Origin of the sequence: Roseococcus microcysteis, assembly GCF_014764365.1 — a bacterium.
GTDB lineage: Bacteria > Pseudomonadota > Alphaproteobacteria > Acetobacterales > Acetobacteraceae > Roseococcus > Roseococcus microcysteis.
Genome location: NZ_CP061718.1, coordinates 350,054 through 362,789 on the forward strand (window position 1 = coordinate 350,054; position 12,736 = coordinate 362,789).

The following is a 12,736-nucleotide window of genomic DNA, read 5'->3' on the forward strand; positions in this document are numbered from 1 at the left end:
GCGGCGTGCATGGGGCCGCGGCGCGTGGCTGCCCTCAGTGCGGGGGCAGCTTGATCTCGCCCTCGGGCTGGGCGCTGCTGAAGGTGTGGCCGGCGAAGGCCTCCTCCCAGGTGCCCTCGGTCGAGGCGCGGGAATACTCGGTCGCGCGGTTCTCGAAGAAGTTGGTGTGCTCGATGGCACCCAGCATCTCGTCGAGCCAGGGCAGGGGGTTCTTCTCGACGTGGTAAAGCGGGTCGAGGCCCAGCTGCGTCAGGCGCCGGTCGGCGATGAAGCGGATGTACTGCTTCACGTCCGCCGCGGTCAGGCCTTCCACGCCGCCCAGCTCGAAGGCCAGGTCGATGAAGGCGTCCTCATGGTCCACGATGGTGGCGCAGATGAGGTAGAGGTCGCGCCGCAGCTCCTCGTTCCAGATCTCCGGGTTTTCCTGCACGAAGGTGCGGAAGAGGCGGATCACGCTGAGGCAATGCAGCGTCTCGTCCCGCACCGACCAGGAGACGACCTGGCCCATCCCCTTCATCTTGTTGAAGCGGGGGAAGTTCATGAGGATGGCGAAGGAGGCGAAGAGCTGCAGCCCCTCGGTGAAGGCGCCGAAGGCGGCCAGCGTCTTCGCGATCTCGGTCTTGTTCTCGACCGAGAAGGCCTGCATGTAGTCGTACTTGTCCTTCATCTCCTTGTATTTGAGGAAGGCGGTATACTCCGTCTCCGGCATCCCGATGGTGTCGAGAAGGTGGGAGTAGGCGGCGATGTGGATGGTCTCGGTGTTGCTGAACGCCGACATCATCATCAGCACTTCGGTCGGCTTGAAGACCTGGGAGTACTGCTTCATGTAGCAGTTGTTCACCTCGACATCCGCCTGGGTGAAGAAGCGGAAGATCTGGGTGAGCAGGTTCTTCTCGGATGGCGTGAGGTTCTTCTGCCAGTCCTTCACGTCATCCGCGAGCGGCACCTCCTCCGGCAGCCAATGGATCCGCTGCTGCTGCAACCAGGCCTCATAGGCCCAGGGGTAGCGGAAGGGCTTGTAGACCGGGTTGGAGGTGAGAAGATCAAAGCGAATGGGAAGCTGGTCTTGTGTGCCGTCGGGCATGGTGATGTCCTTTGGTTGAACTCAGGGGCTCTGCCCCTGAAACCCCGCCAGGAAACTCGTTTCCTGGACCTTCATTACTTTGGCTGATCTATGGTCGAACTGGCGCGCTACAAGAAACCCGAAGGTGCAGGAAACTAAGTTTCCTGCCGGGGTCCAGGGGCAGAGCCCCTGGTCACTGGCACGCCAGACATTCCTCATAATCCGTCGTGCTCGTCGCCTTCGCCAATATCGGCTGGTCCACCGCGATCGCCACCGCCTTCTCGCTCACCGCATCGGCCCGCTGGATGGAGAGCGAACGGCAGTAGTAAAGCGACTTCACCCCCCGCTTCCACGCCATCCAATGCAGCCCATGCAGGTCGCGCTTGTGGATGTTCGCCGGCAGGAACAGGTTCAGCGACTGCGCCTGGCAGATATAGGGCGTGCGGTCCGCCGCATGTTCGATCACCCAGCGCTGGTCCAGCTCGAAGGCCGTCTTGAACACGCCCTTCTCATCCTCGCTCAGGAAGTCGAGGTGCTGCACCGAGCCCTTGTTGACCGTGATGGTCGTCCAGGTGTCCGCGTCATCCCGCCCATGCCGCGCCAGCACCTTCTTGAGGTATGGGTTGCGGACGATGTAGCTGCCGGACAGCGTCTTGTGGTTGTACACATTGGCCGCGATCGGCTCGATCCCCGGCGAGGCACCCCCGCAGATGATCGAGATGGACGCCGTCGGCGCGATCGCCATCTTGTTCGAGAAGCGTTCCTGGAAGCCGTATTCGGCCGCATCCGGGCAGGCGCCGCGCTCTTCCGCCAGCAGGCGCGAGGCCGCATCCGCCTGGGTGCGGATGTGCTTGAACATCTTCTTGTTCCAGGCCTTCGCCACCGCGCTTTCGAAGGGCACCTCCTTCGATTGCAGGAAGGAGTGGAAGCCCATGACGCCCAGCCCCACCGAACGCTCGCGCATCGCGGAATAGCGGGCCTTGGCCATGCTGTCCGGCGCGGTGTCGATGAAGTTCTGCAGGACGTTGTCCAGGAAGCGCATCACGTCGGTGATGAACAGCGGGTCCTTGTTCCACTCGTCCCAGGTCTCGAGGTTGAGGGAGGAGAGGCAGCACACCGCCGTCCGTTGCTCGCCATGCTGGTCGAGGCCGGTAGGCAGCGTGATCTCGGAGCAGAGGTTGGAGGTCTTCACCTCCAGCCCCGCCAGCTTGTGGTGCTCGGGCCGCGCCGAATTCACGTGGTCGGCATAGATGATGTAGGGCTCGCCCGTCTCGATGCGCGCCGTCAGGATGCGGATCCAGAGGCCCCGCGCCGAGACGGTGCGCACGATCGCGCCATCCTTGGGCGAGGTCAGCGCCCAGGCCTCATCGGCCTCGACCGCGCGCATGAAGGCGTCGCTGATCAGGATGCCGTGGTGCAGGTTCAGCGCCTTGCGGTTCGGGTCGCCGCCGGTGGGGCGGCGGATTTCCACGAATTCCTCGATCTCCGGGTGGTGCACCGGCAGGTAGACCGCCGCCGAACCACGCCGCAGCGAGCCCTGGGAGATGGCCAGCGTCAGGCTGTCCATCACGCGGATGAAGGGGACGATGCCTGAGGTCTTCCCGTTCTGCCCCACCTTCTCGCCGAGCGAGCGCAGGTTCCCCCAGTAGGAGCCGATGCCGCCGCCCTTGGAGGCCAGCCAGACATTCTCGTTCCAGAGCCCCACGATGGATTCGAGACTGTCGCTGGCTTCGTTCAGGAAGCAGGAGATGGGCAGCCCGCGCGTCGTCCCCCCATTGGACAGCACGGGCGTCGCGGGCATGAACCACAACCGCGAGATGTAGTCATAGAGGCGCTGCGCATGCGCCGCGTCATCGCCATAGGCCGAGGCCACGCGCGCGAAGAGGTCCTGGTAGCTCTCGCCCGGCAGGAGGTAGCGGTCATCGAGCGTGGCGCGGCCGAAATCGGTCAGCAGCGCGTCGCGCGACCGGTCCACCTGCACCTGGTGGTGCCCCTGCAATTGTACGGCGTCGAACACGGTAGGCACCCCCTCTGCTACGGCCGGCGAACATGCCCCAACTCGCCGCGGCATTCAACCACATCTAGCGGCCAAGGTGGCGCCGGATACCAGATCATGTGTGACCCCCGCGCCACAAGCGGCGGTTTTCCGCGCCTTGCGGGCGCCAGAATTGGTGCCTCGCCCGGCGGCTGCAACCGTCGCTTGTGGCATGGCAGGGGCGCGGACCGGGGGGAAGGGGGTGCCGGAAGATACCCCCGGGATTCACCGAATCCCCAGAAAACCACGCGGGACTCGCGGAAGCGAAAACCAGCGCCTGATCCGCGGAGGCGGAATCGCCGGAGCGGTGAATCAGTCGCTCAAGACCAGCGCCTGATCCGCGGAGGCGAAATCGCCGGAGCGGTGAATCAGTCGCTCAAGACCAGCGCCTGATCCGCGGAGGCGAAATCGCCGGAGCGGTGATCAGTCGCCCAAACGACCCTACCGGCCGGAGCGCCAATGCGCGGGCGGGGTGAAGCCCCCGGCCCAGAGCCCGCTCTGCCGGGCGCGCGCCGCGGCCTCCAGCGGCACCAGGGCCGGCTGGCGGGCGCCATCGGCCAGCGCCCAGCCGGCCGAGACGAGGGAGGCGTTCAGCTCCACCCCCTCGGCCTGGCAGACGCCCAGCGCGCGGCCGAAACGGTCCCGCCCATGCAGGCGGCAGGTGACGGCGCGCTCGGCCACCAGCTGCGCCAGGGCGGCCGCGGCGGCGCCGCCGCAATCATAGGTCTGGCCCGCGGGCGTCACGCATTGCTGCCCGCGCTCGGGCGCATCGAGGCCATAGAGGCGCAAGGTGCGCTCGCCCAGGCGCAGCGTGTCACCATCCAGCACGCGGACATCCGGCGCATCAGCCCGCCACTCAGGATTGCGCGGAGCGGAGCCCATCAACTCCGCCGGGAGGCCAAAGCCCAGGATCAGCACGCCAAGCCCAGCGGCCCCCCGAGGAGAAGGGCCTTTCCCCATCGAAACGGGGGGCGCGTGGGGCGGAAAATACGGCGGCGACGCATGGGGGGTCGTTAACCCGTGGGCAGGGAGGCTGGCAACCCGGAAGATGGGAAACTCATTCGCATTCATTTTCTGGGCGAGACCAGAACTGGCCTGCCTTTCGCAGCCGCGCCCAGGCCTCCAGCGCGGCCAAGCGGCTGCCCTCGGCCCGCCCCGCCGCGAAGCCCGAGACCGCGCCCAGCGCGAAGCCACCCGCGCCCTTGCCCTCCAGCCTTGCGGCCAGGCCGCGGGCCACCACAGCGTCATTGGCCAGCCCCAGCGCCTCCTGCAAGGCCGCGAGGCGCCGGTTGAAACGGCGCGGCGCCTTGCCCGGCCAGATTGCGGCGAAGGGTTCGGCCGCGTAGCGCAGCCGCTTGGCATCGAGGCGCATCTCGTGCAGCGCCTCGGCGTCCAGCTCCTTCATTTGCGCGCCCGCCCGGCGCAGCCGCTTCCAGCGCTTGCGCAGCACCTCGGCGGCGAAGGGGCGCAGGGGCGCGTCGGGCGGCGCGGCCGGCCGCAGCGCCAGCAGGCCTATCCCGGACCAGAGGGCGCCGCGAAACAGCGGGCCCTCCAGCAGGGCGGCGACCCGTTCATAGGCCAGGGCGCGCTCCCGCCCCGCCGCGGCCAGCATGCGCTTCATCCGCGGGTCGCGGTCCAGCGCCTGGAAGGCGGCCTCGCCCAGCCCGCCCAGGAAGACATCCCAGTCGCGCGCCCCGCCCAGGATGGCGGCGGCCTCCTTGAGCTTCGCATCCCAGTCGCGCCATTCCGGGCCATCCACCACGGGCCGGAAGATCCGCAGCAGGGAACGCAGGCGGCGCAGCGCCACGCGCGACTGGTGCACGCCGCGCGGCCCGGCCTCCAATGTGCAGTGGGCGCTTTCGGCCAGCAGCACCTCCAGCAGGTGGCCGATGGCCGCGCGCAACGCCTCCTCCACGGTGCGGGCCTGGCCCAGGGCGGCGGGGCCGGCGCGGCGCGGGCGGGGGGCGCGGCCCTCGGCCAGGGCGAGGGCCAGCTCGTCCAGGCTCGCGCGGGCGGGCAGCAGGGGCAGGGTCTCGGCCAGGGTGGCAGCCTGCGACAGCACCTCGGCGGCCGGTCCCTCCAGCACGAGCCGGCCCACGCGGCGCGAGGCCTCGCCCGCGATGATCCGCCCCTCGATCCAGGTCAGGCCGGGCAGGGGGGAGGTGGCGCGGCCGGTGAAGCGCGCGATCTCGGCCAGCTCGCCCTCGGGCGGCACGTCCAGCGGCACGGGGGCCGGCAGGGCGCCGGGCAGGAGGGTGGCATCCTCGGGCGGCAGGGGCTCCACCGCGTGCAGCCGGCGTTGGCGGCGCAGCAGCAGGGGGGCGTCGTCATCACCGGTCGGGCGCAGCCAGGTCCAGCTCTCGCGCCGCCAGCGGGGCGGCGTCCCGGAAGAAAGCAGGGGGTGGCGGGGCAGGCTGTCGCCGCACTCCGCCTCGAGGCGCAGGCTCAGGCGGCCACCTCCGGCAGGTCGCGCGGGGCCAGGAAGCGCACCAGCCGTCCGCTGCCCTCGCCGATCTGCCCCCAGGGCGCGGCCAGCGTGAATTCCGCCAGCGCGCCGGTCGGGAAGCCCGCCGCCAGGCGCTGCGCGGCGGCGCTGCCCATGGCCGCGCCCGCCGGGCCCAGCAGGGCCAGCGCCAGATCGTGCAGACCCGGGTTGTGGCCGATCACCATGGCCGAGCGCGCGGTCTGCGGCAGCCGGCGCAGCACGTCCAGCATGGCGGGCCAGGGGGCGAGGTAGAGGTCGTCCATCACCTCGATGATGGGCGGGCCTTCCAGCGGCTGCAGCGCCTCCAGCGTCTGGAGCGTGCGGCGCGCGGAGGAGACCAGCACCACATCGGGCGCCAGGCCGAGTTCGCGCATCTCGGCCGCCATGGCATCGGCGGCCTTGCGCCCCCGCATGTTCAGCGGCCGGGCGTGGTCGGTGAGCCGCGCGTCATCCCAGGAGGATTTGGCGTGGCGGAACAGCAGGAGCTGACGCATCGCGCGGCATCATGCCACGGCGTGGGCGCCCTGTCCCACCCCCTCATCGCCGGGGTTTCGCAACCGCGAAGCCGCCCCATCTGTGCGGCCTTGCAAGGAAAGGGCAGGCGGATGGCCGGACGCATCGTGATCCTGGGGGCGACGGGGGGCATCGGGGCGGCGCTGGCCCGGCGGGTGGCGGCGCGCGGGGCGACGCCCGTGCTGATGGCGCGCGACGCGGCGCGGCTGGAGGCGCTGGCCGCCGAAATCCCGGGCGCCGAGGCGCATGTGGTGGACGTGACCGACATGGCCGCGCTGAAATCCGCCGTCACCGGCCTGGACGGGCCGCTTTCGGGATTGGCCTATTGCGTGGGTTCCATCCTGCTGAAGCCCGCGACGCGGGTGACCGAGGCCGATCTGGCCGACACCTATCGCCTGAATGTCATCGGCGCGGCCATGGCGGTGCAGGCGGCCATTCCGGCGCTGCAATCCGGGAATGGCAGCGTGGTGCTGTTCAGCAGCGTGGCCGCGCGGGCGGGCTTCGCCAACCATTTGGCCATCGGCGCGGCCAAGGCGGCGGTGGAGGGGATGACCGTCTCGCTCGCGGCCGAGCTTGCGCCCGCGGTGCGGGTGAACTGCATCGCGCCCAGCCTGACCCGGACCCGCATCGCCGAGCCCTTGACGCGCAACCCCGCCATGGCCGAAGCCATTGGCAAGCTGCACCCCATTCCGCGCCTCGGCGAGCCCGAGGACGTGGCCGCGCTCGCCGACCTGCTGCTCTCGCCTGATGCCGGCTGGATCACGGGCCAGGTCATCGGCGTGGATGGGGGGCGCGGCACCCTGCGGACCAAGACCGGCTGAGGCCTTTGCATGATCCTCCGACGCGCGCTTCCCCTTTTGCTCGCCACGCCCGCCACGGCTTTGGCCCCCATTTCCGCTGCGCGGGGCCAGGGGCGGGCCATCCCGCCGCGCGAGGCCTATCGCTGGCGGGTGATCCGCCAGGGCAGCGCCATCGGCACCCACAATGTCACCTTCACCCAGCGCGGCGAGGAGGTGGTGGCGCTGTCGGACGTCACCATCACGCCCTCCTTCCTGGGCGTCGTGGTCTATCGCTATGAGCATCGCTACAGCGAGGTGACGCGGGGCGGGCGCTTCGTCTCCGTCGCCTCGCGCCTCAATCGCAACGGCACCATCGTGGAGGTCGAGGCCCGCGCCGGCGCGAATGGCGTGGAGGTGCAGGGGCCGGAGGGCGCGCTGCGCCTGCCCAGCGGCGCCGTGCCCCTCTCCTGGTGGGAGCCGCAGCGCTTCGGCGGCCAGGTGCCGCTGTTCGGCACCAGCACCGGGCGGCCCTTCGAACTGCGTTGGGCGCGCGAGGCCCTGCCGGGCGGCGGCACGCGCTGGCGCACCGCGGGCGAGATCGAGGCCGTGCTGGACTACACGGCCGAGGGCCGCTGGGTGGGCTATTCCGTGCGCGGCGATGACGGCGTGACGGTGAGCTACGCCCCTGCATGAAGAGGGGCGCATGAAGGGCGGCGCGCTGCGCCTGGTGCTCGGCGACCAGCTGAGCGAGGGGCTTTCCGCCCTGGAAGGCCTGGACGCGGCGCGCGACGTGGTGCTGATGCTGGAGGTGCGGGAGGAATGCACCTACGTCCCCCACCACCCGCAGAAGATCGTGCTGATCCTCTCCGCCATGCGCCACTTCGCGGCCGCCCTGCGGGCGCGCGGCGTGCGGGTGGACTACGTGGCGCTGGACGACCCCGCCAACACCCATTCCTTCACGGGCGAGGTCGCCCGCGCCGTGGCCCGCCACAGGCCCGAGGGCGTCATCGCCACCCACCCCGGCGAATGGCGCGTGCTGGAGGCCATGCGCGGCTGGGAAGACGCCCTGGGCATCCCCGTGGACATCCGCGACGACACCCGCTTCCTGGCCAGCCTCGATTTCTTCCGCCGCTGGGCCCATGGCAAGAAGTCGCTGCGGATGGAGTTCTTCTACCGCGAGATGCGCCGTGCCACCGGCCTGTTGATGGAGGGTGACGCCCCGGCCGGCGGCGAATGGAACTTCGACGCCGAGAACCGCAAGCGCCTGCCGCGCGACGTCATCCCGCCACCGCCGAAGCGCTTCCCGCCCGACGCCATCACGCGCGAGGTCATGGACCTGGTCGGCCGCAAATTCCCCCAGCATTTCGGCGAAATGGACGGCTTCGCCTGGCCCGTGACCGCCGAACAGGCGCGCGAGGCGCTGCACGCCTTCATCACCCAGCGCCTGCCCCGCTTCGGCGACTACCAGGACGCCATGGCCGAGGGGGAAACCACCCTCTTCCACGCGCTGATCAGCACCAGCCTGAACCTCGGTCTCCTCGACCCCCGCGCGGCCTGCGACGCGGCGGAAGCCGCCTGGCGGCGCGGCGACGCGCCGCTGAACGCCGTGGAGGGCTTCATCCGGCAGATCCTAGGCTGGCGGGAATATGTGCGCGGCCTCTACTGGCTGCGGATGCCGGGCTACGCGAAGCTGAACGCGCTGGAAGCCCATCGCGCCCTGCCCGAATTCTACTGGACCGCGAAAAGCGGCATGCGCTGCATGGACGCCGCCATCGGCCAGACGCGCGATATGGCCTATGCCCACCACATCCAGCGCCTGATGGTCACCGGCAATTTTTCTCTCTTGGCCGGCGTGGCACCCGCGGCGATCAATGAATGGTATCTCGCCGTCTACGCCGATGCCTATGAATGGGTGGAGTTGCCCAACACGCATGGGATGGCCATCCATGCCGATGGCGGGGTGATGGCGTCCAAGCCCTATGCGGCCTCCGGTGCCTACATCAACCGCATGAGCGACCATTGCGGGCGCTGCCGCTTCGACGTGAAGGCCAGCACGGGCGAACGCGCCTGCCCCTTCAACTATCTCTACTGGGACTTCATCGCGCGCCACGAACGCCGCTTCGCCTCCAATCCGCGCATGTCCATGCCGCTCGCCAACCTGCGGAAGATGGAGGGGGCCAAGCTCAAGGCCATGCGGGCGCAGGCGAAGGCCTTCCTGGACCAGCACGCGCCCCTGCCTTGACCCGGCGGCCCGCGCGCGGAACCCTCACGCGGACAACCGGAGAATATCAGATGCCCCGCGCCCTCGAATGGATGAAGCTCACCGCCGCCGAGGTGCAGCAGGCGGCGGCCGAGAACGCGCTGGTCATTGTGCCCGTGGCCTCGCTGGAACAGCACGGGCCGCATCTCTGCACCGGCACGGACATCATCCTGGGCGGGAATGTCGCGGTGGAGACGGCGAAGCGCCTCCAGGCCGGCGGCATGCCCGTGATCGTGACGCCCGTGGTCTGGACCGGCCTCGCCGAGCACCACATGGCCTTCGGCGGCACCGTGACGCTCGATTCCAGCGTCTTCCAGGCATTGCTGCACGGGGTGGTGGGCAGCGTGGCGCGCCACGGCTTCCAGCGCGTGATGCTGATGAACGGCCATGGCGGCAATGCCGAGGCCATCGGCACCGCCGCCACCGAACTGGCCGTGGAATTCGGCATCCGCGTCGCCGGCGCCACCTATTGGCACATGGTGCCCGAGGCCATCGCCCCCCTGCTCGAAGCCCAGCCCACCCTGATGCATGCCTGCGAGGCCGAGACTTCCATGGTCTGGCACCTGATGCCCGAGGGCGTGCGGCCCGAGCGCCTGCCCGAGGCGGTGGGCCCGAAATCCAGCCGCGTGGAAGGCCAGCCCCCCGGCCTGCTGATGCGCCGTTCCTTCCGCGAGATCAGCGAGACCGGCGTGGTGGGCGACGCCCGCACCGCCAGCGCCGAGAAGGGCGCGAAACTGCTCGATGCCATCGCCACGCGGGCGGCCGAGGTGCTGGCCAACCCGCGCCTCTGGGGCGAGGAATAGATGGCCGGCACCATGGTGCCGCCCGCCATCGAAAGCCTCGGCTACACCATCCTCCCGTGCCGCGACCTGCCGGGGATGCGGGCCTTCTATCAGGACGTCCTGGCCCTTCCCCTGGCGGAGGACCGGGAGAACTGGGTCAGCTTCCGCCTGGGCGCCACCATGCTGACCCTGCGCCCGCGGGGCGCCTGGTCCGTCTGCGACGATGGGCCATGGCCGCGCGGCTCGGCCGCCATCCAGCTGGCCTTCCAGGTGCCGCTGGCCGGCGTGGATGCGTGGCACCGCCTGTTGGAAGCCCGCGGCGTTCCCATCCTCCGGGCGCCCACGGACCTGCCGCAGTGGCGGCACCGGACGCTGTTCTTCCGTGACCCGGAGGACAACATCATCGAGATCTACGCCGAATACTGACGAAGACGGACGCGCGCGGAAAATCCCATGCGCCGAGTGGCTTGCCCAGGAACCCGCAAGCGTCGTCCCGGCCCGCCCGATCTTTCCGGAAGATTGATCCCGCGCAATGATTCCCGGCCGGCGGCGGGCTTGAATGCCCCCAGGAAATTGAGGAGATCGCCATGCGCGCCGAGGACATCATGACGCGGGAGGTGGTGACCGTGCGCCCCGAGACTCCCGTGGGCGAACTGGCCCGCCTCTTCTCCGACCGCGGCATCTCCGGCGCGCCGGTGGTGGACGCCGAGGGCACCCTGCTCGGCGTCGTCACCGAGACGGACCTGATGCGCCGCATCGCCGCGCCCACCGACGCCAAGCCCGGCTGGCTGGGCGGGCTGTTCCATGACCCGGCCGATCTCGCCCGCCGCTACGCCCGCAGCCATGGCCGCACCGCGCAGGATGTCATGACGCCCGAGCCCATGACGCTCGGCCCCGACGTCCCCATCGCCCGCGTGGCCAAGCTGCTGGAGGACAAGGACATCCGCCGCGTGCCCATCGTGGCGGCCGGGCGGTTGCTCGGCGTGGTCAGCCGCGCGGACCTGCTGAAGGCCGTGCTGGACGCGCCCGCCCCCGAAGCCCCGCCCGAGGCCGCGGACGATGCCGCCATCCGCGCCGAACTCGCCCGGCGCCTGCGCCAGCAGCCCTGGGTGGACCGCCACTTCCTGCATGCCAGCGTGAAGCACGGCCACGTCACCTTCTCGGGCTTCGCCCGCAGCCCCGCCGTGGTGCAGGGGCTGCGCGCGCTGGCCGAGGGGGTGCCGGGCGTGCGGGGGGTCAGCCTTGACCTCGCGCCGCCGCCGCCCTTCATGCTCGGCATGCCGTGATCCCGAAAGGTTGAGGACAATGCAGGTCAAGGACGTCATGTCGCGCGGGGTGCTGACCGTCGCCCCCGAGACGCCCATCCAGGAGGTCGCCGCCCAGCTGTCGGAGGCCCATGTCTCCGGCGCCCCCGTGGTGGCGGCCGATGGTTCCGTGCTGGGCGTGGTCACGGAAAGCGACCTGGCGCACCGCCTGGCCGCCAAGGCCGCCCCCGCGCCCTCCTGGCTCAAGAGCCTGTTCTCGGCGGCGCCGGCGGAGGCGCTGGACTACGCCAAGACGCGCGGCCGCACGGCGCGCGACATCATGACCGCACCGCTGAAATCCGTCTCGGAGGAGACCAGCATCGAGGAAGCGGCGCAGATGCTCGAATCGCTGAACATCCGCCGCCTGCCGGTGCTGCGGGACGGGCGGCTGGTGGGCATGCTCAGCCGCGCCGACCTGCTGCGTGCGCTGCTGACGCCCGATTCGCCCGGCCCCGCCAGCGTGGATGACCGCGACCTGCGGGCCAGCATCATCCGCGCCTTGCACCACGCCTCCTGGTCGCATGCCTATTCGGTGCATTTCACCGTGCGCGCGGGCCATGTCACCTTCTACGGCTTCGCCGAGCCCACGGAGGTGCAGCGGGCGCTGCGCGTCCTGGCCGAGGGCGTGCCGGGGGTGAAGGGCGTGAGCTTCCCGGGCGAGCCCGCGCCGGCCAAGGAGTAGCCCTGGCCGGGAGGGCGATTCACCGCGACGGCGAAGCCGCCATCGCGGATCGCACTCTATCCGCCATAAAGCCGGCCCAGCCCCTCCGGATAGCCCGAAAGGGGGCGGGCGCGGGGGCTGCGCCGGGCAGGTGCCATGCCCGCGAGCGCGGCCGCCAGCCGCACGCCGGCCACCGTGCCATCCACGAGCGGCACCGAAACCTCCTTCTGGAGCGTGGCGGCGACGCCCGCCAGCGGCCCACCGGCGAGGATGACCACCTCCGCGCCATCCTCCTCCACGCTGGCCCGCACCAGCTCCAGCAGCAGGCCGCGGCGTTCCTCGGCCACCTGGCCCGGGTCGCCCGCGAAGGCCGGGCCCATGCGGAAGCCGGCGCAGCGCGCGGCGAGGCCCGAACGCTCCAGGCAATCCTCGAACATGGGCCGCAGGGCGGCGGTGAAGCTCACGATGCCGAAGCGCCGCCCCAGCAGGCAGGCGGCGTGGAAGGCGGCCTCGCTGATGCCGATCACGGGCACGTCGAACATCTCCCGCGCCGCCTCCACGCCCGGATCGCCGAAGCAGGCCACCACGGCGGCGTCGAAATCGCCCCGGTGGGCCGCCAACCCGGCAAGGGTCGCCGGCCCGGCCACCAGCCAATCCGCGCGCGTCACGATCAGGGGAAGGCCGAAAGGCGCGGTGATGGTGGTGACCTCTGCGCCCGCCGGGGCGGCGCTTTCGGCGGCATCGGCGATGCGCCGCGTCACACCCTCGGTGGTGTTGCTGTTGATGACCAGGATGCGCGCCACGGGAAGTTCCTTGTGCTGTGGCCCGGAGGGGCGGAATGGAGATAGGCTACC

At 70.5% G+C, this 12,736-nt stretch carries 13 protein-coding genes; 7 read left to right on the plus strand and 6 right to left on the minus strand.

What is annotated here, in order from left to right:
- Positions 1-34 precede the first annotated feature (34 nt).
- The 5 genes from ICW72_RS01625 to ICW72_RS01645 form a co-directional block, all read right to left on the minus strand.
- Positions 35-1,084, minus strand: a complete 1,050-nt coding sequence (locus ICW72_RS01625; protein WP_191084636.1) for a ribonucleotide-diphosphate reductase subunit beta — start codon at positions 1,082-1,084, stop codon at positions 35-37.
- Positions 1,085-1,256: 172 nt separating this feature from the next.
- A complete protein-coding gene (locus tag ICW72_RS01630; RefSeq protein ID WP_191084637.1) occupies positions 1,257-3,134 on the minus strand; it encodes a ribonucleoside-diphosphate reductase subunit alpha in 1,878 nt (625 codons plus the stop codon).
- 405 nt (positions 3,135-3,539) lie between these two features.
- The gene (locus ICW72_RS01635; RefSeq protein WP_191084638.1) at positions 3,540-3,926 is read right to left on the minus strand and encodes a thermonuclease family protein; all 387 of its coding nucleotides are present in this window, start codon (positions 3,924-3,926) and stop codon (positions 3,540-3,542) included.
- A 229-nt stretch (positions 3,927-4,155) separates the two neighbouring features.
- Entirely contained in the window at positions 4,156-5,382 is a 1,227-nt protein-coding gene (locus ICW72_RS01640; protein ID WP_191084639.1) for a CYTH and CHAD domain-containing protein, read from the minus strand.
- 161 nt (positions 5,383-5,543) lie between these two features.
- Positions 5,544-6,077, minus strand: coding sequence for a SixA phosphatase family protein (locus ICW72_RS01645; protein ID WP_191084640.1), 534 nt, complete (start codon positions 6,075-6,077; stop codon positions 5,544-5,546).
- Between the two features lie 111 nt (positions 6,078-6,188).
- Between ICW72_RS01645 and ICW72_RS01650 the strand changes: the two genes are divergently transcribed.
- The 7 genes from ICW72_RS01650 to ICW72_RS01680 all read left to right on the plus strand — a co-directional run bounded on the left by ICW72_RS01650 (position 6,189) and on the right by ICW72_RS01680 (position 11,903).
- Positions 6,189-6,917, plus strand: coding sequence for an SDR family NAD(P)-dependent oxidoreductase (locus ICW72_RS01650; protein ID WP_191084641.1), 729 nt, complete (start codon positions 6,189-6,191; stop codon positions 6,915-6,917).
- Between the two features lie 9 nt (positions 6,918-6,926).
- The gene (locus ICW72_RS01655) at positions 6,927-7,568 is read left to right on the plus strand and encodes a DUF6134 family protein (protein ID WP_191084642.1); all 642 of its coding nucleotides are present in this window, start codon (positions 6,927-6,929) and stop codon (positions 7,566-7,568) included.
- A 10-nt stretch (positions 7,569-7,578) separates the two neighbouring features.
- Entirely contained in the window at positions 7,579-9,117 is a 1,539-nt protein-coding gene (locus ICW72_RS01660) for a cryptochrome/photolyase family protein (RefSeq protein WP_191084643.1), read from the plus strand.
- A 50-nt stretch (positions 9,118-9,167) separates the two neighbouring features.
- A complete protein-coding gene (locus ICW72_RS01665; protein WP_191084644.1) occupies positions 9,168-9,938 on the plus strand; it encodes a creatininase family protein in 771 nt (256 codons plus the stop codon).
- Positions 9,939-10,343 carry a VOC family protein gene (locus ICW72_RS01670; protein WP_191084645.1) on the plus strand — a complete coding sequence of 135 codons (405 nt, stop codon included), beginning with the start codon at positions 9,939-9,941 and terminating at the stop codon, positions 10,341-10,343.
- A gap of 161 nt (positions 10,344-10,504) precedes the next feature.
- Complete coding sequence (locus ICW72_RS01675) at positions 10,505-11,203, plus strand: CBS domain-containing protein (protein ID WP_191084646.1); 699 nt, start codon at positions 10,505-10,507, stop codon at positions 11,201-11,203.
- A 19-nt stretch (positions 11,204-11,222) separates the two neighbouring features.
- A complete protein-coding gene (locus tag ICW72_RS01680) occupies positions 11,223-11,903 on the plus strand; it encodes a CBS domain-containing protein (protein WP_191084647.1) in 681 nt (226 codons plus the stop codon).
- 56 nt (positions 11,904-11,959) lie between these two features.
- Here ICW72_RS01680 and ICW72_RS01685 read toward each other — a convergent pair whose 3' ends face one another.
- The gene (locus ICW72_RS01685) at positions 11,960-12,685 is read right to left on the minus strand and encodes an aspartate/glutamate racemase family protein (RefSeq protein ID WP_191084648.1); all 726 of its coding nucleotides are present in this window, start codon (positions 12,683-12,685) and stop codon (positions 11,960-11,962) included.
- Positions 12,686-12,736: the final 51 nt, after the last annotated feature.